Genomic DNA, 24,900 nt, shown 5'->3' with positions numbered 1-24,900 from the left:
TGCGCCATGTTATTACCCTGGCTAATACTTATTCCCTTCATCGGTGGCCTGCTAAGTTGGCAGGCTGAACGAATCGGCTCGCAAGTCCCTCGCTGGGTTGCGTTGCTGACGATGGGATTAACACTCGTTATTTCTGTGCAACTTTGGTTGCAAGGCGATTATCAACTACTTAGTGCTGATGGAGCACCACGTTGGACAGAGTATTACTTTGTGCCGTGGATCCCTGCTTTAGGGATTAATATCCAATTTGCACTTGATGGTATGTCATTGCTGATGACTGTACTAACTGCGATTTTAGGTATCTTAGCGGTACTTTCATCGTGGAATGAAAATCAGCCATCACAAGGTGCTTTCCATTTTAACCTGCTGTGGATCTTAGCCGGTGTGATGGGGGTATTTTTAGCGACTGACCTGTTTTTATTCTTCTTCTTCTGGGAAATGATGTTGATCCCAATGTATTTCCTGATTTCTTTATGGGGACACAAAGGAAGTAGCGATAAAAAACACGTTAGTGCAGCAACAAAATTCTTTATCTATACACAGGCAAGTGGTCTGTTAATGTTGCTGGCCATTATCGGTCTTGCGGTTGCTTTCTACCGTGAAACGGGTATTTGGACGTTTAATTACGATACCTTACTACAAGCACATACGGTATTAGGCTCTGAACTGCAATTTATTCTGATGTTAGGTTTCTTCGCGGCATTTGCGGTGAAAATGCCTATCGTACCTGTTCATGGCTGGTTAGCGGATGCTCACGCAGAAGCACCAACAGCAGGCTCTGTTGACTTATCAGGTATTTTGCTAAAAACAGCGGCTTACGGTCTATTACGTTTTAACTTACCACTCTTTCCTGAAGCGTCAGCGTTGCTGGCACCTGTGGCGATGTGGTTAGGTTTAATTACCGTATTCTATGCAGCGCTGTTAGCCTTCCGTCAGACAGATATCAAACGTCTCGCGGCTTACAGTAGTATTTCTCACATGGGCTTTATCGTGATTGCGATTTATGCCGGCTCTGTATTGGCTTACCAAGGTGCGATTATTCAAATGATCACCAATGGTTTGTCAGCAGCAGGTCTGTTTATCATGTGTGGCATGCTGTATGAGCGTTTAGGTACGCGTGATATGAACCAAATGGGTGGATTGTGGAAAAGCATCCGTTTCTTACCAGCGTTTTCACTGTTCTTTGCGGTTGCCTCTTTAGGTATGCCAGGAACAGGTAACTTCGTTGGTGAGTTTATGATCCTGTTTGGTACTTATGGTCACTTTAAGCTGATCACTATTATTTCGGTCTTTGGTTTAGTCTTTGCTTCTGTCTATGCACTGTGGATGATGCAACAGGCTTACTATGGTTCACCGAAAACAGCTGAAAGAACCTATAAAGGGTTAGATCTGAGAGAATTCTTTATCCTGATCACATTGGTTGTTTTACTGGTTATTTTGGGCTTCTTCCCACAACCTGTATTAGACACATCAATATCAGCGATGGAAAATCTCCAGACTTGGTATTCCGCTTCTATTTCAACAGTAAGGCCGTAATTCGCCATGACAATAACTTCTGAACAATTGATTGCAATGCTACCGCTATTGATCGTCGGATTGACGGTGGTGGTTGTGATGCTGTCCATTGCGTGGCGACGCGATCATTTTACTATTGCCACTTTGACAGCAACAGGTTTCATCATTGCGCTAGGTTCGCTCTATTACGTTAATGCATTAGGTGTAGTAGACGTAACCACGCTTTACCACGTTGATGGATACTCAAGCTTCTTTACTGCACTAGTGATCCTTTCTGGTATTGGCACTATTGCTTTTGCTTATCCTTGGTTAGAAGGCTATCAAGATAACAAAGAAGAGTTTTACTTGCTGATTGCGATTGCAGTGATGGGAGGGATTTTACTCTCTTCAGCTCACCACTTCGCATCGATGTTTATTGGTATTGAATTACTGACATTACCGCTGTTTGGTCTTATCGGTTACGCATTCCAACAACGTCCATCACTGGAAGCCGGCATCAAATATATGCTGCTTTCTGCGGCAGCTTCTTCTTTCTTACTCTTTGGTATGGCACTTCTCTATGCAGAAGCAGGGAACCTCTCCTTCACTGCAATGGGACAAAGTTTGAGTGATAGCAATATCCATAAACCATTAGTGCTCGCAGGTTTAGGTATGATTCTAGTGGGAATTGGGTTTAAATTATCTTTATTCCCATTCCAATTATGGACTCCCGATGTTTACCAAGGTGCGCCAGCACCAACGGGTGCGTTCTTAGCGACGGCAAGTAAGATTGGTATTTTTGCTGTTGTTATGCGTTTATTCCTTGAAGCGCCAGCTGCGGATAGTGAAACCTTACGAATGATCTTAGGTTTCATGGCAATTGCCTCTATCTTGTTTGGTAACATCATGGCGTTAACGCAAAAGAGCGTAAAACGCTTATTGGGTTACTCTTCAGTGTCGCACCTCGGTTATCTACTTGTGGCATTAATTGTGCTGCAATACAGCCCTGTATTAGCACAAGAAACCGCTGAAATTTATTTAGCTGGCTACTTGTTTGCAAGTCTCGGGGCGTTTGGTGCTATTGCAGTAGCTTCAAGCCCTTATCGTGAAAGCGAAATGGACTCACTGGAAGATTACCGCGGTTTATTCTGGCGTCGTCCTGTTGTGGCTGTGGTGATGTCACTGATGATGTTATCGCTGGCAGGTGTACCAATTACATTAGGTTTCATTGGTAAACTGTATGTCATCATTGCGGGCATTAGCTCAAGCTTATGGTGGTTAACAGGTATGGTTGTGTTAGGTAGTGCGATTGGCTTATTCTACTACCTACGTGCTGCGGCTATTGTCTTTTTACGCAAACCAGACAACGACAACACTCCTGCGATTTCTACAACATCACAAAATATGGCAACATTTGTTGCGTTAATCTGTGCAGTTGTTGTGATTGCCTTAGGTGTATGGCCACAACCACTTATTGAATTAACGAATTTTGCGATTATTGCACCTGCAATCAACTAATCGTAATAACGTGTTGTAATAACGTATAGTTAAATAATAAAACGGCTCTTTTATAGAGCCGTTTTTTAATTATTATTGATAAATATTTATTTTGTCTGCGCTCTCATAATATAAAGAGAAATCATCTAAAAATGAGAAGATAGGAATAATAATCTCTTCGTTTAATAAGATATTGTTTTCTAAAATTGATATTTTTAAGGCTATTTCTCGCCAACTTTCAGATAGAAATGTTAACTGTTTAATCAATATATGAAGAAAGTAATCAATATCCATAATATTATAATGATGTTTCATATTTAATAATATTTTTTGCTGCTTAGCTTTTAATTGATGAAGGCTTTTTATTTGTGATAAATAAAGCGAAGTAAGTTGATGCCGAGTTTCAACAACTTTACTATAAGAAAAGCCAGCATCTAACGTGGAAAATAAATTACTCAGTATTTTTACCAATGAAGATAAAACGTTTTTTTCTTGTGTTTCAATATTAAGATCTTCAATTTGTTGTTGCTGAGGAAGTTTGTTTTTGAAAAGATCGAAAAAATTTCTTTTATGTAAGATATCTTCACTATCACGTATAATATCTAACTCATTTTTTGTTTTTTCTGATGTGCTTTCTAAGATAATAATCTCTTCTGAACATATTTTAACATCATTTTCTTTATCATAGATAAAAGGTATTACTTTATTTGTGAGGAATTTATTTTTTAATTTGTTGATTTCAATTGAAAGTGAATGACCATGTTCATTTATCATTTTCTCTACTTCATCTATTTCATTTGAAAATATATTGATTATTTCTTTTCTTTTTTTTTCTAATTTGTTTTTTATTTCATTATCAAGATTTCCTGTTTTTATCTCATTGTCAATTTCATTTATTGTTTTAAAAATATCATTAAATAAACTTTGCCTTAATCTGCTTTTTAAACTAAGTGAAAAATAAATAATGCGTTCAATATTTTTATTGTTTGTTTCTAATAGATTATTGACTTCTCCCTCAAGTGTACTATCTAGATAACATTTACTATTACTTAAAGAGAGAATATTTCTGTGCGCATGAAATAATTGATTATGTTTAAAACATTCTTCTAAATTGACGGGTTTTTCATTATGACTCATAACAATATCCTTTTGTTAATCTTTAGATGAATAAAATGTAGAAAGAGCATCATCAAAAGAGAGTAAGATCTCCTTTGAGTAACCAATGACCATATACCAAGGCGCGATAATTTTTTCTAGGTAAATACTAAATTTAATCAGCTCTAATGCACTGTTAATTTTATTAAAATGGATTATTGATGTTTCTATTTCTGTTAATATAGCTTGCCAGACATATTCAATATGTTCTAACGCCATATTTGCATCTTCGATAAATAGTTCTATTTCAGATAATTCAATATAAAGTGTATTTAGATGTAAGGATAAATTGGCATAAATATCAATATCAATATTGATTCTTTTTACTTTTTCAACCAGTTCATTTTTCTTTTTACGTATAGATTCGGCTTTGGAGCCAAATATTCCCCCAGTGATAATAACACCAATAACACCTATTGCTAGCCCTGTAAATGCAAGACCAACATAGTGTTTATATTCATCTTTGAGCATTTCTATTTCTTCAACGAGTAAATCTCGTTCTTCAATAAGTGAACGACTATTATCTGTATAAAACTCATTAATAAATCTTTTCTTGTTAAGAATATCGTGATAAATAGAATGATGATTAACATTCTGGCTATCTTTGCCTCCCATTATTTTACTTCTAAAGGTAGATAAGCTGTCTTTTATTTTTATGGTCTTGTCACGTTCATTTTCAATATCCTCTTTCATACTTTCTAATATATGAATTAATTGTGTTGAAACTTCTTTATCTTGAGATGTGTATCGAATATTTTTTAACTCTTGTTCAGAAATGTCATTAATAATAGTAGATATTTTTGCTAATAAAGGCATTTGACTAATAAATAAAATGATACTTTCACCTGTAGAAGTGATTTCTCTACCCATTATTTCTAAATCAATTGCTTGTTGCTTTATTGCATATTCAATTTGATTCCATTCAAATGCATGCTCCCGTATTTGAATGAACAGAGACAAAATATTATCAGGAGAGAGTTGTGATTCATTTGTTTTACTGTAATGAATAAATTTGATGACATCATCTATTTTGTAAGGAAGAGAAAGTGCTTTATTAACATAAGACTTTATTTTTATTAAATCATGAGATGTCACAATACCAGGCAGTCGTCCATCTTCAATATCTATACCTAATATTAATCCCAAAGCAACCTTAGGAATATCAGACGTCTCAATAATTTTATCGACGTGTTCAAAGGTGGTTGTATCCATATAACCTCACTTATGTATGAAAATTTTTATCTTTACCACTTTATCTAATGAAGATTTGTTGGTTATTTCAGAAGTGCGAGTTAATGCTTCTACTTTGTAACATGAAAAATACAAAACTTTGATAAATGACAAAGGTTATAATTAATCAGCCCTTTGATAATTCGTATAGAGACGTATAATCTCCCTTTTAATTAGTTGTGGGTATTTGGAGTGGAAAAGGTTAATCCTGTGTTTTCGACACTGTACGAAAAAGTTAAAAATATAAATCTGACAGCACAAGGTAATCTTTTACATTTGAAAGTCACCTTGCCGGCAGAGGTTTCATTTTCATTGCTCTCATGGCTTGCTGCGCAGTCGTATTATCCTCAATTTTATTGGCAGCATCGCGATGAGCATGAAGAAGTGGCTGCCTGTGGACAATTACGCTGTTTCAATCATATTGAAGATGCACACCAATTTTTAGCTGTGCATCAATCGGATCTCTGTATTGATGATGTCCGTATTTGGGGCTTGAATGCGTGGGATACCATTATTCCGGGTCGTATTGATGAAGTAAAAGGTGATGATGCCTACCTTTTTTTGCCTCGCATTGAAATTAGACGCCACCAGCAACAGCTTTCTGTTCATCTCAATATGTTGGATGAAGGTGATAAGCAAAATACATTAGATTTTCTGCAAACATTAAATCAAGCCGTAGAAATTGAACCACTGTCTGTTTCTGTGACGCATGTTAATCACTCTTTAACGCAAGAGCAGTGGACTCACTATCTCAATATTGCTTTAGATGAGATTAGCCAAGGCTTATTTGAAAAAGTTGTCCCCGCAAGGGCAACTTGCTTGACGATGGATAATCCGCTAAAAGCGATTCAATTTATGAAAGCAAGTCGTGATGTTAATCATCACTGCTATCATTATATGCTGGCTTTTTCGCCTTCTGATGCATTTATGGGATCAACCCCAGAACGATTATATAAGCGTGATGAGTTGATGCTGTATACCGAAGCGTTAGCAGGAACGGCAGCCAGCTCTGACAATGAACAACAAGCGACAGAATTTGCAGATTGGTTGATGAATGACAAAAAAAATCAGCATGAAAATCTGGTGGTCGTCGATGATATTTGTCAACGATTACAGGGTGGTGTAGAAGGTATCGATGTTTCACCCGCAGATGTTATTCGGTTGCGTAAAGTGCAGCATCTTCGTCGCTATATACATGGCAAATTAATTCATTCTAATGATATTGACTGCTTAAAACGACTTCAACCTACTGCTGCCGTATGTGGTTTACCTCGTAGCATTGCTCGTGCTTTTATTCGTCAACATGAACCTTTTGAACGCCGTTGGTATGCGGGTTCAGCAGGGTATTTAGGATTACCACACACAGAGTTTGCAGTCAGTCTACGGTGTGGCGAACTGCATGATAATACTCTGACACTTTATGCAGGTGCCGGTGTTGTTGCAGGTTCAGATCCTCTACAAGAATGGACCGAAATTGAGAATAAAGCCGCAGGCCTACGCACATTGTTGGAAAAAGAGAGTTAATTATTTACAGATAGTCTCAAATTTATTAAATAGCATTATTAAAACCATCATAATTTGATGGTTTTATTTTAAGTGCATTTTTAGTGCTACTTTTCAATTAACTATTACGATTTGTTAACTAATTGATGCTATTCTTTAAGCCACTTGTGCTATTTATTCTTATTCTTAACGATAAAAAGAATTCATTGAAAATAGAGTGGATGATTAGCCTAAATAATGCACTCTTTGAGTGTTTCTTTAACGATTTATTTAACGAAAACGACTGTTCATTGAACTAGGCTAAAGAAAAGTATTTAGGAACAGATATTATAATAGCAATTGCAGGTTTTCGTTGTTGGGATGATCAATGTCTAATAGTTCGTTTAATCGCCAATGGGCTAAAGTTATACTCGAAACTTTGACTCGTCATGGTTTACGCCATATCTGTATTGCACCCGGATCTCGTTCGACACCTTTAACACTTGCCGCAGCCGCAAATCATAAATTAACCTGTCATACGCATTTTGATGAGCGTGGATTGGGGCATTTAGCATTAGGGCTTGCAAAAGCATCGAAAGAACCGGTTGCTGTTATTGTGACATCGGGTACTGCGGTCGCTAACCTATATCCCGCTTTAATTGAAGCAGGATTAACGGGTGAACGAGTGATCTTTTTAACCGCAGATAGACCGCCTGAATTAATTGATTGTGGTGCGAATCAAGCAATTCGTCAGCAAGGTATTTTTGCAACTCATCCTTCACAAACACTCTCTTTACCACGACCGACAACTGATATTCCCGCAAATTGGTTAGTTTCTACACTTGATAATGCGATGAACACATTGGTTCATGGCGCATTACACGTCAATTGTCCTTTTGCTGAGCCGTTATATGGTGATGATATTGAAACATCCACTCCGTGGACTGAGGTGTTAGGTCATTGGTGGCAAAGTGATAAGCCGTGGTTACAAGGATCTCTTTTTACCGCTGTATCAACGCATCCTCAATGGGATGTTATACGCCAGAAAAAAGGGGTCGTTATTGCAGGGCGTATTAGCCCAGAAGAGGGGATTGAAGTTGCAAAATGGGCTGCGCAATTAGGTTGGCCTTTATTGGGTGATGTATTATCTCAAACAGGGCAGCCACTACCTTGTGCCGATTTATGGTTGAATAATCCACAGATAAAATCAGAATTAAATAAAGCTGAAATCGTTGTTCAATTTGGCTCTAGTTTAACAGGAAAACGCTTATTACAATGGCAAGTAGGATGCTCTCCCAAAACGTATTGGATTATTGATCCAATTCCGGGGCGCTTAGATCCGGGTCATCATCAAGGTGAGAAATTTACGTTATCACCAATGCAGTGGTTAACAGCACATTCTGCGGTCGATAATTTACCGTGGGCTAATGCATTAACTCATATCGCTAAACAGACCTATCAGACAGTCAGTGAAATAACCGATTATTTTGGTGAAGCACAGGTTGCGCACCAATTAGATAAATTACTTCCTAATGATGGACAATTATTTGTTGGTAATAGTCTGATAGTACGATTAATCGATGCATTTGCTCAGTTACCACAAGGTTATCCTGTGATGAGTAATCGAGGCGCAAGTGGTATTGATGGCTTAATTTCAACATCTGCGGGTGTTCATCGTGCAACAGAAAAGCCCACATTAACAATATTGGGTGATTTATCTGCACTGTATGATTTAAATAGTTTAGCGTTACATCAACAAGTTTATGCGCCTAATGTTATTATCGTAGTGAATAATAACGGTGGGCAAATATTTTCAATGCTACCAACGCCAGAGGCAGAGCGAGAACGCTTTTACTGTATGCCTCATTCACTAAATTTCAAACATGCAGCCGCAATGTTTGGTTTGCATTATGTATCACCAACAAGTTGGGATGCACTGTTAACGACTGTTCAGAAATGCTGGGCAGGGGCGCCAACAACGACATTAATTGAATTAATTGTTGATGATACTGATGGTGCAAAAACATTAAATCAGCTGGTAAAACAGGTAACATCTCATGACTTTAGCATGTCAACGATATAATACCCATAATGAAGGGCCTTGGTTAGTTTGGTTGCATGGGCTATTAGGTGAGGGTTGTGAATGGGAGCCTGTTATTCAGGCTTGCCATGAATACCCATCACTGGTGATTGATTTGCCTCGTCATGGTGGTTCTGCTTCTATCAGCGCGAAAAATTTTGTTGAAGTGAGTACCTTGCTGACAGAGACACTTAAAGAGCAAGGTATTGACCACTATTGGTTAATTGGTTATTCGTTAGGTGGCAGAATTTCGATGTATCATGCGTGTTTTGGTGATACTACGGGATTAATGGGGTTGATTGTAGAAGGTGGAAATCCGGGTTTATATGATGCAACAGAAAGACAAAGTCGCATTGCACATGATAAACACTGGGCTGAGCGTTTTCGTAATGAGCCTATCCGTGACGTATTGACACAATGGTATCAGCAACCCGTATTTGCCGATTTAAGTGATGAGAAACGCCAATTCCTCGTTGAAAAACGTTGTCGTAATGCTGGTTTTTGTATTGCAGAAAGTTTAGAAACGCTTTCTTTAGGTAATCAGCCTTGGCTTGTCACAGAGTTACAGCAACTCACATTGCCGTTTATTTGGCTTTGTGGTGAGAAAGATAATAAATTTCAATCTATTGCGCAGCAATATTCGCTGCCATTAACGACTATCCCGCACGCTGGACATAATGCCCATCAGGCACAGCCTGTTGCTTATGCGGCGGTGATAAATCATGTTTTATCCCTCTTTGGTTAAAGGAACCTAATTATGCTTTACCCGAGCGAAGAAAAATTATATGCACCGATTGAATGGCAGGATTGTTCGGAAGGTTTTGAAGATATCCTCTATCATAAATCAGTCGATGGCATTGCAAAAATTACGATTAACCGCCCGCAAGTACGTAATGCTTTCCGTCCTTTGACAGTGAAAGAGATGATCCAAGCGTTAGCGGATGCTCGTTATGATGATGCAATTGGCACAATCATTTTAACAGGTGCCGGTGAAAAAGCATTCTGTGCAGGTGGTGACCAAAAAATTCGTGGTGACTACGGCGGATATCGCGATGATAGCGGTACACATCACCTAAATGTGCTGGATTTCCAACGCCAAATCCGTACGTGTCCAAAACCTGTTGTCGCAATGGTTGCTGGTTATTCTATCGGTGGTGGTCATGTGCTTCATATGATGTGTGACTTAACCATTGCTGCTGAAAACGCGATTTTTGGTCAAACAGGCCCTAAAGTTGGCTCTTTCGATGGTGGCTGGGGTGCTTCTTATATGGCACGTATTGTTGGTCAAAAGAAAGCGCGCGAAATCTGGTTCTTATGCCGTCAATATGATGCAAAAGAAGCCTTAGAAATGGGCTTGGTTAATACCGTTGTTCCTTATGCCTCTCTTGAAAAAGAAACGGTACGTTGGTGTCGTGAAATGCTGGAAAACAGCCCAATGGCATTACGTTGCTTAAAAGCTGCATTAAATGCAGATTGCGATGGTCAAGCCGGTCTTCAAGAATTAGCGGGTAATGCAACTATGCTGTTCTATATGACTGATGAAGGTCAAGAAGGCCGCAACGCCTTTAACGAAAAACGTCAACCTGATTTCTCTCGATTTAAACGTAACCCATAATGCGAAACGCCAAACTCTATTCATTCAGCCTACCTGTAGATGCAGGCGTTGTTCTGCGCTATCAAAGGCTAAAAACGCGTGATGGTTTTCTGGTCTGTTTAGAGCAAAATGGCAAACAAGGATGGGGTGAAATTTCACCTCTTCCTGAGTTTAGCCGTGAAACTTTAGAACAAGCCCAAGAAGCTGCACAATCTTGGTTAACCGCTTGGTGTGCGGGTGAAAACCCGGTTTATAGTGAACTACCCAGTGTTGCTTTTGGTATTAGCTGTGCATTAGCAGAGCTTGAAGGCACATTGCCACAAGACGCGAATTATCGTGCCGCACCTTTATGTAATGGCGATCCTGATGATTTGATTTTAAGCCTTAATGATATGGAAGGTGAAAAAGTCGCTAAAATCAAAGTGGGTTTATATGAAGCTGTGCGTGACGGAATAGTGGTTAATCTGTTATTAGAAGCGATCCCAGACTTAAAATTAAGATTGGATGCGAACAGAAGTTGGACGCCAGCAAAAGCCGAAGGATTTGCGAAATACGTAAACCCTGCATGGCGAGATCGCATTGCATTCTTAGAAGAACCATGTAAAACACCTGAAGAATCACTCGCTTTTTCACAAGCAACAGGAATTAATATTGCTTGGGATGAAACGGTGCGCGATGAAGGTTTTGAAATCAAACCCCAAGCTGGTGTAACAACAATTGTTATCAAACCCACATTGGTGGGAAGTCTTGAACGCTGTCAATCTTTTGTTGAACAAGCTCATGCTTTAGGGCTAGACGCCATTATCAGTTCAAGTATTGAAAGTAGCTTTGGGCTGACTCAATTGGCAAGAATTGCACAGTGGCTAACACCGAATACTATTCCGGGATTGGATACCGTTGATTTAATTAAACAACAACTTATTCGTCCTTGGCCAAACGTGGATATTCCACTTATCTCTCTTGAACAACTAGAGACAGTATGGCAACAGTAGTTCCATTTAAACAATGGCCGTGGCATCACTGGGCGCAATTCTACCCAAATGAAACGGCCATCATTTCAGGTATTTCACCTATTACATGGCAGCAACTCAGTTGTCATATTAATCACTTAGCTAACAATTTTGCTAAACAAGGTGTTGATACGCAAAGCACTGTGCTATTGCGTGGAAAAAATAACCTCAATCTTGTTTTTACATTACTCGCTGCTTTTCAATGTGGAGCTAAGGTTTTACCTTTAAATCCACAACTTCCAAAGTCTTTACTTGATGATTTATTACCTCATTTAAATATTGATTTTTATGCTGATCTGAGTGAATCAACGCTCGATCTGGATGCGACTTTGCTTGATCTTAATGGCGTTGAGTTTGATAACGCACCACGTCAACATAAAAATGAAACAGAAGCTGTACAGTGGGAGCCATCTCGCATGGCAACGCTTATTTTGACATCGGGTTCATCGGGTTTACCTAAAGCGGCTGTTCATACTTTTGATGCACATCTTTGCAGTGCGGAAGGTGTTTTATCATTAATGCCCTTTGAAAAAGGCGATAGCTGGTTACTCTCTTTACCTTTGTTTCATGTCTCAGGGCAAGGTGTTTTTTGGCGTTGGTTGTTACGTGGTGCAACGCTGGTGGTGCGTGAAATGCATCCTTTTGTCGATGCATTACAAGGTTGTACTCATGCCTCTTTAGTACCGACTCAGCTTTGGCGTTTCTTACAAAATAAAGCGCAACAAGATAAGCAACACTCGTTCAGCTTAAAATCTGTTCTATTAGGTGGCGCGATGATCCCCATTGAATTAACGCAAGAAGCAGAACATTGGGGCGTTCAATGCTGGTGTGGTTATGGTATGACCGAAATGGCATCCACAGTTTGCGCCAAACGCGCAGACGGTAAAGCGGGAGTAGGGTTACCATTAAAAGGCAAAAGTGTAAGAACACTCGATGATGAAATCCAGATTAAATCAGACAGTATTGCTTTAGGTTATTGGTTTGATGGTAAATTAAAACCGTTATCACTCACTGCGGATGGCTGGTATTCAACACGAGATAAAGGCGGTTTTATCGCGGATGAATGGTGTGTTTTAGGACGCTTAGACAATCTCTTTTTCAGTGCTGGCGAAGGTATTCAACCCGAAGATATTGAGAAAATCCTTAATACACATCCAAGTGTAAGCCAGTCTTTTATTGTTCCTATTGATGATACTGAATTTGGGCAACGTCCAGTCGCAGTTGTCGATGCAGAAATTGAAATAATCAATCAATTACCACAATGGTATCACTCTCGATTAGCGGGATTTCAACGACCCGTTGCTTGCCTGCAACTCCCTGAAAGCCTTAAAAATGGCGGAATTAAAATTTCCCGTAAACAAGTGCAAGAGTGGGTGAAAGGGCAAATGGCTCTTAAGAAGATATAATTGTTATTTATTAATACTAAAGGCGAAGTCTTTAATTTATATAGTTAAATATCCTTTAATATAAAAATATGCCCCTAGCTTTTAACTAGGGGCATGAGTGCCGAGTTGCTCACAGGGCTTCTTATTATACGGTTATTTAGCGTCTTTTTTTGCTAATGCTTTCATTGCTTTTTCAACACCCGCACCATATTCAGGATGGACTTTCTTAAATAGGGCAATCTGACGTTTTTGAGTGTCTTTACTTGCTTGAATTAACTCACCTGCAATACGAGCAAACATACGTTGGTGCTCTTCATCACTCAGTAATTCATACAGAGCACGAGGCTGACTGAAGTAATCTTCATCTTCACGATGGTTCCAGTGATCAGCCGCGCCTTCGATAGATAATGGTGGCTCTTTGAAATTAGGTTGTTCTTGGAACATACCGCCATTATTTGGCTCATAGGTAATACCGCTGCCACTATTGCCATCAACACGCATTGCACCATCACGATGATAATTATGGAATGGGCATTGTGGCGCATTAACGGGGATCTGATGATGGTTAACACCTAAACGATAACGATGTGCATCACCATAAGAGAATAGGCGACCTTGTAACATTTTATCAGGAGAGAAACCAATACCCGGAACAATGTTCGCAGGGCTAAATGCTGCTTGCTCTACATCAGAGAAATAGTTCTCAGGGTTACGATTTAATTCAAAATAACCTACATCAATTAATGGATAATCCGCATGAGGCCAAACTTTCGTTAAATCAAAAGGATTATAAGGAACTTTAGAGGCTTCTTTTTCTGGCATCACTTGAATTTGTAAATTCCAACGTGGGAAGTCACCGCGCTCAATAGCATCAAATAAGTCACGTTGTGAGCTTTCTCTGTCTTGACCTACTAGTAATTGCGCTTCATCATCCATCAGATTTTTAATGCCTTGTTGGCAACGGAAATGAAACTTAACCCAAAAACGCTCGTTATCTTTATTAATAAAACTATAAGTGTGACTACCAAAACCATGAACAAAGCGATAGCTTTGCGGTAAACCACGGTCACTCATATCAATGGTTAACTGGTGTAAAGCTTCTGGTAAATGAGAGAAAAAATCCCATTTGTATGCCATATTGCGTAGGTTAGTTTTAGGATCACGTTTTACAACGTGGTTTAAGTCAGGGAATTTCAGGGCATCACGAAGATAGAAAACAGGGGTGTTGTTACCCACCATATCCCAGTTACCTTCTTCGGTATAAAATTTTAACGCAAAGCCACGAATATCACGTTCGGCGTCTGCTGCACCTCGTTCACCCGCAACAGTAGAAAAGCGAGCAAACATGTCTGTTTTTTTACCCACTTTAGAGAATATTTTAGCACGAGTATATTTTGTAATATCGTGAGTCACTTTGAATGTACCAAAAGCACCAGAGCCTTTTGCGTGCATACGTCTTTCAGGAATAACTTCACGATCAAAGTGAGCAAGTTTTTCTAGAAACCAGACATCTTGAAGCAACATAGGGCCACGAGGACCTGCTGTCATAGAGTTATTATTGTCTACAACCGGCGCACCAGACGCTGTTGTTAGCTTTTTCTTTTCCATCACATATCTCCAGTTTATGAAATAATGAACGTTCTAAAAAATAGCATGTGTGAATAAAACGAAGCGAACAGCCTTATACTTATTATGGTTAATATTGACTGTAATTCCACTTTAGCAATAATAAACCCATTAATAAAACCAATTAGACCAATAACATTGATAGATGTAACTTATTTACATAGATTGAAAATTCTACAGATTAGCTTTCAATTTTAGCTAAAGTGGTTTAATAAATTTGTTGTATAATTATAAGTTAGGACAATTATTTGCTGGAGTAATAACAATGAAAAAATATTTATTGGTCGGCGCTGTAAGTGCGTTATTTATGGCTGGTAATGCAAATGCAGTATCAATGAATATTCAAGCGGGTAAACATTACACTGATGTTCGTGCGGGTTTAGGCAATCCTAACGCAGGGCTATCTTTTAATGGTAACTGGGCGCGTAGTGATCATGATGGTCAGATGGGCAGCCTAGGGACAAAATTTGCATTACCATTAGGACCTTTTTCAGCGAGCGTTGGAGGTAAAGCACTCTACTTATCACCAAAAAATGGTGATGATGGTGCTGCACTAGCTGGTGGTGTTGGTTTAAACTGGAATGTACTCCCTTCATTGAATGTTTATGGTGAAGCTTATGCTTCTCCTGAAGGATTAACCTCTGGCAGCAAGTCTTATTATGAAGCCGATGTGGGCGCTCAATTAACGGTCTTTAAACCACTGCATGTTAATGCGGGTTACCGTGTGATTGAAATCGAAAACTCACATAATAGAAGTAATAATAAAATTGCTGATGGTTTCTATGTTGGAGCGGGTTTAAGCTTCTAATCTAGAAAAAGCAGATAAGATCAAATAAAAAGCAGGTGTTGAAAAATCAGCACCTGCTTTTTTGTTGTTGATATAAGTGAGTATTTAGCCGACCTGTGGTAATAAACCAAAGGTGATAGCGATTTGAATACCAATAACCACTAAGCCACAAATAAACACAACGGCCAATGTGCTTTTTCCACCTTTAACTTTGTATTTATCGGCACCGTTTTGTTCTTGTCTGACTTTCCATACTAATAAAGCCGGTAACAGTAGCGCTAAAATTGACAATGCAATAGCAGCATAGGCTAAGGCTTGCACAAAGTTAGGAAAATAAAGCGCACATAGTAAAGGTGGCACAAAGGTTAATAGGCTTGATTGCATACGACCAGTTGCACGATTACTGCGTTTAAATAGGTCAGCAAGGTAATCAAATAGACCTAATGCAACACCAAGAAATGAGGTGGCTAATGCTAGCGCAGCAAATAGGTTTACCGCAATATTCACGCGAGGTGTAGCAACAACATCACGAATAGCAGTCAGTAAGCCATTTAATCCAGATTGTTGCGCCATAATCCCCATAAATGTGTTTGTTGGGATGGCGCCTAATGTGGCAATTTGCCATAAAATATAAGCAACAAGCGGAATGGCACTACCAATAATAAAGATAATACGTAGCTTTTTAATATCACCGTTCATGTAACTTACAATACTTGGCACACTACCGTGGAAACCAAATGAGGTAAAGATAACAGGAATAGCAGAAAGAATAAGCCCATACGCCACAGGCATTGAGGTTAAGTTTACTGATTCAACGTGAGGTAACATTACAATCAGCATAAATATGAGGAAGAAAACTTTTGCGGTAAACAATAGACGGTTAATCATATCAACCGATGTTGTACCAATTCCTACCACAGCACCACCAATCACTGTAAAGATAATGATACCTTGTGTGACAGAAAGCTCATGACCAATCCAAGACGAGAGTGTGGATGAGAGTAGTTCACCGGCACCACTAATATAAGCTGTTGTTAGTGCATACATTAATAGCAATAATGCGAGTCCAGTGATCACTTGACCACCGATACCAAGATAGCGTTTTGCAATAGAGCCAAGACCAGTATGAGGATCATTGTATTGATAAACTTCCACCAGCAGTAATGCGGTATAACTCATTAATAGCCATAAGCCAACGAGCAATAGCAACATAGTGCTAAAACCAATACCCACAGCAGCCAGCGGCATTGCCAGCATACCAGCCCCGATTGTTGTTCCTGCAACAATAAAAACACTGCCTATAGTGCGATTCTTCACAAGATCCTCTGTTCACTAGACTATTTTATTTACTTGGAAAGCAGAGTATAAGAATGGTAAATTTCTGTCAAATTTTAATTACGTATAGTGTAATGATTAGTTTACAAAAAGGATTTTGTGAATAAAAAAACGCCAATCATAAATATGAGTTGGCGCTTTAAGAGAAATGTTTATAGGCGCGTTAATCGTCAAGCTCTACCATTCGTCTTATTTGATCACGATTAATTTGTTTAATTTGCCCTGTTTCTGAATCTTTGTAGGTAATTAATCCAGTTGCTTCATCTTCTTGGGGTTTATCTGTCGTTAAAATTGTTTCCCCATTTACTGTTTCTATTTTTTGTGGGCTTGAACAGCCTGCGACGAGCAGAATTGATGTAGAAATAGCAACGGCTGAGAAAATAGACTTTAATTTCATAATGCTTTTCCTTTTTTTATCGTGTTAATTTAACCTTAGTCAAAATTGAACAAGAGTGTTAGAAAAAAGCAAAAATTAAGATAATTCAAATTATTTAGAGCAAATTTCTATTTCTATATCACTAATGGGATGACAGCTACAGGGGAGTATTTCATCGGCTTGGATAAACGCTAAAGGTTCATTGCGATAACACACTTTGCCTTTCACTAAACGTAGACGACAAGAGCCGCAATAGCCTTCACGACATTGGTATTCGACTTGGACTTTCCCATGTTCTAATGCATCAAGCAAAGAAGGGTGAGTGTCAGTATGAAATTCTAAAGGTGTTGAAAGACCCTGCTGATGCAGGGTCACTTTATGAGATGCCATAACGTATCGGTGTTATTTCTCAGTATTACAGTTCAAAGTTACTTAAGTCATCAGTATCAACTTGTGAATCGATTTGACCCACGAGGTAAGAACTGACTTCAACTTCTTGAGGTGCAACTTGAACGTTGTCAGACACTAACCATGCATTGATCCATGGAATAGGGTTAGAGCGTGCTTTAAATGGTAATTTAAGACCCACAGCTTGCATGCGAATATTGGTAATATATTCAACATATTGGCAAAGGATATCTTTATTTAAACCAATCATAGAGCCTTCAGAGAATAGGTATTCCGCCCACTCTTTTTCTTGCTCTGCCGCTTCAACAAACAGGTCATAACACTCTTGTTCACATTCAGCCGCAATTTCAGCCATTTCAGGATCATCTTGACCTGAACGCAGTAAATTCAGCATGTGCTGTGTTCCGGTTAAATGTAACGCTTCATCACGAGCAATTAATCGAATGATTTTAGCATTACCTTCCATTAATTCACGCTCAGCAAAGGCAAATGAACAGGCAAAGCTAACGTAGAAACGAATCGCTTCTAGTGCGTTGACGCTCATTAAACACAGATAAAGCTGCTTCTTTAATTTACGTAACGTGACATGAACCGTTTTACCTTTAACCTGATGGTTGCCTTCTCCATACATGTGATAAAGGTTTGTCAGCTTGATTAACTCATCATAATAAGAAGAAATATCACGCGCACGTTTTAAAATTTCTTCATTTTCAACGATATCATCAAACACAATAGACGGATCGTTAACAATATTACGAATAATATGAGTATAAGAGCGTGAGTGAATGGTTTCAGAGAATGACCATGTTTCAACCCATGTCTCTAACTCTGGGATTGAAATCAAAGGTAAGAATGCCACGTTAGGGCTTCTTCCTTGAATCGAATCCAACAGTGTTTGATATTTTAAGTTACTAATAAAAATATGTTTTTCATGATCAGGTAACGCATTATAGTCAATACGATCACGAGAAACGTCCACTTCTTCTGGGCGCCAGAAGAAGGAGAGTTGTTTTTCAATTAGCTTTTCAAAAATAGGATATTTTTGCTGATCATAACGCGCTACGTTAACAGGCTGCCCAAAAAACATTGGCTCCTGAAGTTGATCATTTTTAACTTGTGAAAAAGTAGTATAAGACATAGCTTCCTCAATTAAATTTTACACGCGCCGCCTTCACAATCTGAATCTTCCGTCTCAACGACTTCTTCCAGATCACCCTGTACATCGTCTGCACCGTCACGGGTATTGTGATAATAAAGTGTTTTCACGCCATATTTGTAAGCGAGCAGCAAATCTTTCAGCAGTTGGTTCATTGGAACCTTACCGCTAGGGAAACGAGTAGGATCGTAGTTAGTGTTTGCTGAAATTGCTTGGTCAACGAATTTTTGCATAATGCCCACTAACTGCAAGTAACCTTCAATACTTGGCATTTGCCACAGTAATTCATAAGCGCCTTTCAAACGCTCATACTCAGGAACCACTTGACGTAAAATACCGTCTTTAGAGGCTTTAATACTGATATAACCACGCGGTGGCTCGATACCATTTGTTGCATTCGAAATCTGTGAAGAGGTTTCTGATGGCATCAGTGCCGACAGTGTTGAGTTACGTAAACCGTGCTCTTTAATGTCTTTACGTAAACCTTCCCAATCGTAATGCAGTGGCTCTTTTGTCAGCACATCCAATGATTTTTTATAGGTATCAATAGGTAAAATACCTTCAGCGTAAGTGGTTTCATTAAACCATGGGCATGCGCCTTGTTCTTTCGCTAACTCATTAGAGGCTTTTAATAAATAGTATTGAATTGCTTCAAATGCACGATGGGTTAAGTTATTTGCACTACCATCAGAGTAGCGAACACCGTGTTTTGCTAAATAATAAGCAAAGTTAATAACACCAATACCTAAGGTACGGCGACCCATTGCACCTTGTTTTGCCGCTAAGATTGGATAATCTTGGTAATCTAACAATGCATCCAATGAACGAACGGCTAAACGAGCAAGTTCTTCTAAATCATCAAGATTTTCAATTGCGCCTAAGTTAAATGCAGATAACGTACACAGTGCAATTTCACCATTAGGATCTTTAATATCATTTAATGGTTTAGTTGGTAGTGCAATTTCTAAGCATAAGTTTGATTGGCGAATTGGTGCAATAGCCGGATCAAATGGGCTATGAGTATTACAATGGTCAACGTTCTGAATGTAAATACGGCCAGTTGAGGCACGTTCTTGCATCATTAATGAGAATAACTCAACCGCTTTAACTTGTTTTTGGCGGATGCTCTTATCTTTCTCATATTGCACATATAAACGTTCAAATTCATCTTGATCAGCAAAGAATGCATCATATAAACCTGGAACATCAGAAGGGCTGAATAAAGTAATATCCTGACCTTTGATTAAACGTTCATACATTAATTTGTTTAACTGAACGCCGTAATCCAAATGACGAACACGGTTATCATCAACACCACGGTTATTTTTCAGTACCAGCAGGCTTTCAACTTCTAAATGCCATAATGGGTAGAATAAGGTTGCTGCACCACCACGAACACCACCTTGCGAGCATGATTTTACCGCAGTCTGGAAGTGTTTATAGAATGGGATACAACCTGTGTGGAATGCTTCACCATTACGAATAGCACTACCTAATGCACGAATACGACCGGCATTAATACCAATACCTGCACGTTGAGAAACATATTTCACAATGGCACTTGATGTTGCATTGATAGAATCAAGGCTGTCGTCGCACTCAATTAAAACACAAGAACTAAATTGACGAGTTGGTGTTCTTACACCCGCCATGATTGGCGTTGGTAATGAGATTTTAAAAGTTGAAATCGCATTATAGAAACGTTCGATATAGTCCATACGCGTTGCTTGTGGATAACGAGAGAACAAGCAAGCTGCAACTAAAACATATAAGAACTGTGCGCTTTCGTAAATTTCACCAGTAATACGGTTTTGAACGAAGTATTTGCCTTCTAATTGTTTAACCGCAGCGTAGGAGAAATTCATATCACGTTGATGAACAATAAAGTTATTCATCTGTTCGAACTCTTCTTGTGTGTAATCTTCAAGAAGATGGCGATCGTATTTGCCTAAATCGACTAATTTTTTAACGTGATCATACAGTGCTGGTGGCTCAAATTGGCCATACGCTTTTTTACGTAAATTAAATACGGCAAGACGGGCAGCGAGATACTGATAATCAGGCGTTTCACCAGAGATTAAGTCTGCAGCAGCTTTTACCAGCGTTTCATGGATATCAGCAGTTTTGATACCATCATAAAACTGAATCTGAGAACGTAATTCAACTTGAGATACAGAGACATTTTCTAGACCTTCAGCGGCCCAGGCGATAACACGGTGAATTTTGTCTAAGTCAATGCGTTCTTTATGACCATCACGTTTTGTGACGAGCAGGCTGTGATTCATGAGCGATGCACCTTTCTTGCATTAGTGTTACCTGAAATTTTATACCGCAAAAAAACGCTCCCGATGACAATTAGTGTCAAGGAGTCTTGTGGTGTGAAATTTAAGGAAACACAATATATAGGGGTTGGTTCAAATGGTGATAACAAGATAAAGGTAATTGAGAGATTGATCAAGTGTACAAATCTGATTGTTTCTGTGGATAAATAGGGGATAAATTTTTTAACAACTGCCTGTACCCTGCATAAATACAGGCAGTAAGAAACACAAATTCAAGTGACAATGATGTAAAGTCAATTTTAAAAAATGTGATCGTTTGATGTTTTATTAAACCAAATCAAACTTTCAGTTTCATGAATTCGAGTTATGTGTCGATTGTGTGTGCACCATATAATTCACATCAACATTTGGCGCTAATCGGAATTTGTCGGTGATTGGGTTATAATGTAAACCAATCATATTTTTGCTGCGTAAATCGGTTTCATCGACCCAACTCAGTAATTCTGATGGGCGAATAAACTTATTAGCATCATGTGTGCCTTTAGGTACCATATTCAGAATATACTCCGCACCTACGACCAGCATTAGCCACGCTTTTTTATTGCGATTGATGGTTGAGAAGAAAACATGCCCACCCGGTTTTACCAATTTTGCACAGGCTCTTACAACAGAAGATGGGTCAGGAACGTGCTCTAACATCTCCATACAGGTAACGACGTCGTAAGCTTGTGGGTTTTCATTTGCATGGTTTTCAACAGTATCTTGAATGTAAGTGACAGGAATACCTGATTCCAGCGAGTGCAAACGTGCGACTTGTAATGGTTCTGTTCCCATATCAAGACCCGTCACTTCAGCTCCCGTACATGCCATACTTTCAGACAAAATACCGCCACCACAACCGACATCTAGGACTTTTTTTCCAAATAGGCCGTCTGCGCGTTCTTGAATATAGTTGAGTCTTAGTGGGTTGATGCGGTGTAATGGCTTAAATTCACCTTCAAGATCCCACCACCGTGATGCGACGCTTTCAAACTTGTCGATTTCATGCTGATCCACGTTAGCATGTAAAGAGGTTGTTTTATCATTCATCAGAAAGTATTACTCCTATTTTCATATTGCCATGATTCTACCAACGTTAGACGGTGAAATCGAAGAGAATAGCGAAAGGATCATTAATTTAGTTGTTTCCTTTTTCCAAAAATTGGCGATTTGTGGTATAGTTCTAAACCTTTGAATCCGTAGTATGAGGGACAGTGGCTCCATGAGCGACATTGCCAGAGAAATCACACCAGTTAATATCGAAGAAGAGCTAAAAAGCTCATATTTGGATTATGCGATGTCTGTTATTGTAGGACGCGCATTACCCGATGTTCGAGACGGACTGAAGCCAGTACACCGCCGAGTGCTTTTCGCGATGAATGTACTAGGAAACGATTGGAATAAACCTTATAAAAAATCAGCCCGTGTTGTTGGGGATGTTATCGGTAAATATCACCCGCACGGGGACAGTGCTGTTTATGAAACGATTGTTCGTTTAGCACAGCCTTTTTCTATGCGTTACATGTTGGTTGACGGGCAGGGTAACTTCGGGTCAGTTGATGGTGACTCGGCGGCTGCAATGCGTTATACCGAAGTTCGTATGGCGAAAATCGCCCATGAACTGCTGGCGGATTTGGAAAAAGAAACGGTTGATTTTGTTCCTAACTATGATGGAACAGAACATATTCCGGCAGTAATGCCAACCCGTATTCCAAACTTGCTAGTCAATGGTTCTTCAGGGATTGCGGTAGGGATGGCAACAAATATTCCTCCACATAACCTAGGCGAAGTTATCGACGGCTGCCTTGCTTACGTTGATAACGAAGACATCACGATTGAAGAGCTGATGGAACATATTACGGGGCCTGATTTCCCGACTGCCGCTATTATTAATGGTCGCAGAGGAATTTTAGATGCTTACCGTACTGGTCGCGGAAAAATCTATATCCGTGCTCAGGCTGATATCGAAACTGATGAGAAAACAGGTCGCGAAACGATTATCGTGACAGAAATTCCTTATCAGGTGAATAAAGCTCGCTTAATTGAAAAAATTGCAGAGCTTGTTAAAGATAAGCGTATAGAAGGTATTAGCGGCTTACGTGACGAGTCTGATAAAGACGGTATGCGTATTGTCGTTGAAATCAAACGTGATGCTGTGGGTGAAGTGGTATTAAATCACTTATTCTCACAAACACAAATGCAGGTTTCTTTTGGTATTAATATGGTTGCGCTTCACCAAGGGCAGCCAAAATTATTAAATTTAAAAGAAATTATCTCTGCCTTTATTCGTCATCGTCGTGAAGTTGTTACTCGTCGTACGATTTACGAATTACGCAAAGCACGCGACCGCGCGCATATCTTAGAAGCACTGGCTGTTGCTTTGGCGAACATTGACCCAGTTATTGAAATGATCCGTCAAGCACCAAATCCAGCAGAAGCAAAAGCGGCGTTAATTGCACAACCTTGGGATTTAGGTAGCGTTTCTACCATGTTAGAGCGTGCTGGCGACAGCAATGTTGCTCGTCCTGAATGGTTAGAGCCACAATATGGCGTGCATGACGGTAAGTACTATCTAACAGAGCAACAAGCTCAAGCTATTTTGGATCTGCGCTTGCAGAAACTGACAGGTCTTGAACATGAAAAACTGTTAGATGAATATCGTGAGTTATTACTCCAAATTGCTGAGCTATTGCATATCTTAAGAAGCCCTGAGCGTCTGATGGAAGTCATTCGTGAAGAGCTAAATGCGATTAAAGATCAATATAACGATCCTCGTCGTACTGAGATCACTGAAAATACAGCAGATATTAATATCGAAGACTTGATCAATGAAGAAAATGTTGTTGTGACACTTTCTCATCAAGGTTACGTTAAATATCAGCCACTTACTGATTACGAAGCACAGCGTCGTGGCGGTAAAGGTAAATCAGCAGCAAGAATTAAAGAAGAAGACTTTATCGATCGTCTATTGGTGGCTAACACCCATGACACGATTTTATGCTTCTCAAGCCGTGGTCGTCTCTACTGGATGAAAGTTTACCAGTTACCAGAAGCAAGTCGCGGCGCTCGTGGTCGTCCAATTATCAACTTATTACCTCTTGAGCAAAATGAACGTATTACCGCTATTTTGCCAGTAAGAGAGTATGAAGAAGGTAAGTTTGTCTTTATGGCAACCGCAAGCGGAACTGTGAAGAAAACACCTCTGCAAGATTTCAGCCGTCCTCGTAGTGCAGGTATCATTGCCGTTAATTTAAATGAAGGCGATGAGTTAATCGGTGTTGATTTAACCGATAGCACTAACGAAGTTATGTTGTTCTCTGCGGATGGTAAAGTGGTTCGCTTTGCAGAAGATTGTGTTCGCCCAATGGGTCGTACTGCGACAGGTGTTCGTGGTATGAAACTCAGCGATGACGATAAAGTGGTTTCACTTATTATTCCTCGCGGTGATGGTGATATCTTAACTGTTACTGAAAATGGTTATGGTAAACGTACTGCTCAAGGCGAATATCCAACGAAGAATCGTGCAACACAAGGCGTTATCTCCATTAAAGTTAGTGAGCGTAACGGTAAAGTTGTTGGCGCAATTCAAGTTGAAGAAACTGACCAGATTATGATGATCACGAATGCGGGTACGTTAGTTCGTACACGAGTTTCAGAAGTCAGCATTGTTGGACGTAATACACAAGGTGTTACCTTAATTCGTACAACAGAAGGTGAATTGGTTGTTGGCTTGCAACGTGTTGAAGATGAAGACGATGCATTAGATGATGACGAAGTTAATGAGGTTATTAACGAAGAGTCATCGGAAGCGCCAGATCCAGATTTAGCAGATGATGCGGACGAAGAATAGTATTTATCATTATTGTGATGTATAAATAAATGAAAGCAGGCATAATTGCCTGCTTTTTTTATGAGGTAGGATCAGTGCATCATCAGAAATAATTATCCTGATGATAAAGATCAT

At 39.3% G+C, this 24,900-nt stretch carries 19 protein-coding genes; 10 read left to right on the top strand and 9 right to left on the bottom strand.

The window, feature by feature from the left end:
* The first annotated feature begins 6 nt into the window (after window positions 1-6).
* A complete protein-coding gene (gene nuoM, locus QQS39_RS12435; RefSeq protein WP_100158484.1) occupies window positions 7-1,536 on the top strand; it encodes an NADH-quinone oxidoreductase subunit M in 1,530 nt (509 codons plus the stop codon).
* Window positions 1,537-1,542: 6 nt separating this feature from the next.
* On the top strand, window positions 1,543-3,012 hold the full coding sequence (nuoN, locus tag QQS39_RS12430; protein WP_285804643.1) for an NADH-quinone oxidoreductase subunit NuoN: 1,470 nt from the start codon (window positions 1,543-1,545) through the stop codon (window positions 3,010-3,012).
* Between the two features lie 72 nt (window positions 3,013-3,084).
* On the opposite strand, the gene QQS39_RS12425 is transcribed toward nuoN, so the two are convergent.
* Window positions 3,085-4,128, bottom strand: coding sequence for an alpha-xenorhabdolysin family binary toxin subunit B (locus tag QQS39_RS12425; protein WP_285804642.1), 1,044 nt, complete (start codon window positions 4,126-4,128; stop codon window positions 3,085-3,087).
* 15 nt (window positions 4,129-4,143) lie between these two features.
* Window positions 4,144-5,358 (bottom strand): alpha-xenorhabdolysin family binary toxin subunit A, encoded by a 1,215-nt coding sequence (locus QQS39_RS12420; RefSeq protein WP_285804641.1) that lies wholly within the window; start codon window positions 5,356-5,358, stop codon window positions 4,144-4,146.
* Between the two features lie 210 nt (window positions 5,359-5,568).
* Here QQS39_RS12420 and QQS39_RS12415 point away from each other — a divergent pair, with 210 nt between their 5' ends.
* The 6 genes from QQS39_RS12415 (at window position 5,569) to menE (ending at window position 12,948) form a co-directional block, all read left to right on the top strand.
* Window positions 5,569-6,900, top strand: coding sequence for an isochorismate synthase (locus tag QQS39_RS12415; RefSeq protein WP_285804640.1), 1,332 nt, complete (start codon window positions 5,569-5,571; stop codon window positions 6,898-6,900).
* A 346-nt stretch (window positions 6,901-7,246) separates the two neighbouring features.
* On the top strand, window positions 7,247-8,941 hold the full coding sequence (menD, locus tag QQS39_RS12410) for a 2-succinyl-5-enolpyruvyl-6-hydroxy-3-cyclohexene-1-carboxylic-acid synthase (protein WP_285804639.1): 1,695 nt from the start codon (window positions 7,247-7,249) through the stop codon (window positions 8,939-8,941).
* Window positions 8,916-9,683 (top strand): 2-succinyl-6-hydroxy-2,4-cyclohexadiene-1-carboxylate synthase, encoded by a 768-nt coding sequence (gene menH / locus QQS39_RS12405; RefSeq protein ID WP_151435564.1) that lies wholly within the window; start codon window positions 8,916-8,918, stop codon window positions 9,681-9,683. The genes menD and menH overlap by 26 nt, the downstream gene beginning before the upstream one ends.
* 12 nt (window positions 9,684-9,695) lie before the next feature.
* Window positions 9,696-10,553, top strand: a complete 858-nt coding sequence (menB, locus tag QQS39_RS12400) for a 1,4-dihydroxy-2-naphthoyl-CoA synthase (protein ID WP_151435563.1) — start codon at window positions 9,696-9,698, stop codon at window positions 10,551-10,553.
* Complete coding sequence (gene menC / locus QQS39_RS12395) at window positions 10,553-11,524, top strand: o-succinylbenzoate synthase (RefSeq protein ID WP_151435562.1); 972 nt, start codon at window positions 10,553-10,555, stop codon at window positions 11,522-11,524. The genes menB and menC overlap by 1 nt, the downstream gene beginning before the upstream one ends.
* The gene (menE, locus tag QQS39_RS12390; protein ID WP_285804638.1) at window positions 11,512-12,948 is read left to right on the top strand and encodes an o-succinylbenzoate--CoA ligase; all 1,437 of its coding nucleotides are present in this window, start codon (window positions 11,512-11,514) and stop codon (window positions 12,946-12,948) included. The genes menC and menE overlap by 13 nt, the downstream gene beginning before the upstream one ends.
* Before the next feature lie 132 nt (window positions 12,949-13,080).
* Here menE and QQS39_RS12385 read toward each other — a convergent pair whose 3' ends face one another.
* A complete protein-coding gene (locus tag QQS39_RS12385) occupies window positions 13,081-14,535 on the bottom strand; it encodes a catalase (protein ID WP_285804637.1) in 1,455 nt (484 codons plus the stop codon).
* 283 nt (window positions 14,536-14,818) lie between these two features.
* Between QQS39_RS12385 and QQS39_RS12380 the strand changes: the two genes are divergently transcribed.
* Window positions 14,819-15,361 carry a YfaZ family outer membrane protein gene (locus QQS39_RS12380; protein WP_151435559.1) on the top strand — a complete coding sequence of 181 codons (543 nt, stop codon included), beginning with the start codon at window positions 14,819-14,821 and terminating at the stop codon, window positions 15,359-15,361.
* An 84-nt stretch (window positions 15,362-15,445) separates the two neighbouring features.
* Here the strand turns inward: QQS39_RS12380 and tyrP are convergent, their stop codons facing one another.
* The 6 genes from tyrP to ubiG all read right to left on the bottom strand — a co-directional run bounded on the left by tyrP (window position 15,446) and on the right by ubiG (window position 21,986).
* Window positions 15,446-16,657, bottom strand: coding sequence for a tyrosine transporter TyrP (gene tyrP / locus QQS39_RS12375; protein ID WP_285804636.1), 1,212 nt, complete (start codon window positions 16,655-16,657; stop codon window positions 15,446-15,448).
* 181 nt (window positions 16,658-16,838) lie between these two features.
* Window positions 16,839-17,072 (bottom strand): YgdI/YgdR family lipoprotein, encoded by a 234-nt coding sequence (locus QQS39_RS12370; RefSeq protein WP_151435557.1) that lies wholly within the window; start codon window positions 17,070-17,072, stop codon window positions 16,839-16,841.
* A gap of 90 nt (window positions 17,073-17,162) precedes the next feature.
* A complete protein-coding gene (gene yfaE / locus QQS39_RS12365) occupies window positions 17,163-17,441 on the bottom strand; it encodes a class I ribonucleotide reductase maintenance protein YfaE (RefSeq protein ID WP_285804635.1) in 279 nt (92 codons plus the stop codon).
* Window positions 17,442-17,466: 25 nt separating this feature from the next.
* On the bottom strand, window positions 17,467-18,597 hold the full coding sequence (gene nrdB / locus QQS39_RS12360) for a class Ia ribonucleoside-diphosphate reductase subunit beta (RefSeq protein WP_285804634.1): 1,131 nt from the start codon (window positions 18,595-18,597) through the stop codon (window positions 17,467-17,469).
* Between the two features lie 11 nt (window positions 18,598-18,608).
* Window positions 18,609-20,900, bottom strand: a complete 2,292-nt coding sequence (gene nrdA / locus QQS39_RS12355) for a class 1a ribonucleoside-diphosphate reductase subunit alpha (protein ID WP_151435554.1) — start codon at window positions 20,898-20,900, stop codon at window positions 18,609-18,611.
* 348 nt (window positions 20,901-21,248) lie between these two features.
* Window positions 21,249-21,986, bottom strand: a complete 738-nt coding sequence (gene ubiG / locus QQS39_RS12350; RefSeq protein ID WP_151435553.1) for a bifunctional 2-polyprenyl-6-hydroxyphenol methylase/3-demethylubiquinol 3-O-methyltransferase UbiG — start codon at window positions 21,984-21,986, stop codon at window positions 21,249-21,251.
* 172 nt (window positions 21,987-22,158) lie between these two features.
* Between ubiG and gyrA the strand changes: the two genes are divergently transcribed.
* Entirely contained in the window at window positions 22,159-24,786 is a 2,628-nt protein-coding gene (gyrA, locus tag QQS39_RS12345) for a DNA topoisomerase (ATP-hydrolyzing) subunit A (RefSeq protein ID WP_285804633.1), read from the top strand.
* Window positions 24,787-24,900: the final 114 nt, after the last annotated feature.

Source organism: Proteus appendicitidis (genome assembly GCF_030271835.1).
Taxonomy (GTDB): domain Bacteria; phylum Pseudomonadota; class Gammaproteobacteria; order Enterobacterales; family Enterobacteriaceae; genus Proteus; species Proteus appendicitidis.
Note: the sequence above shows the minus strand (reverse complement) of the source record. Positions and strands in the feature narration are given on the sequence as shown.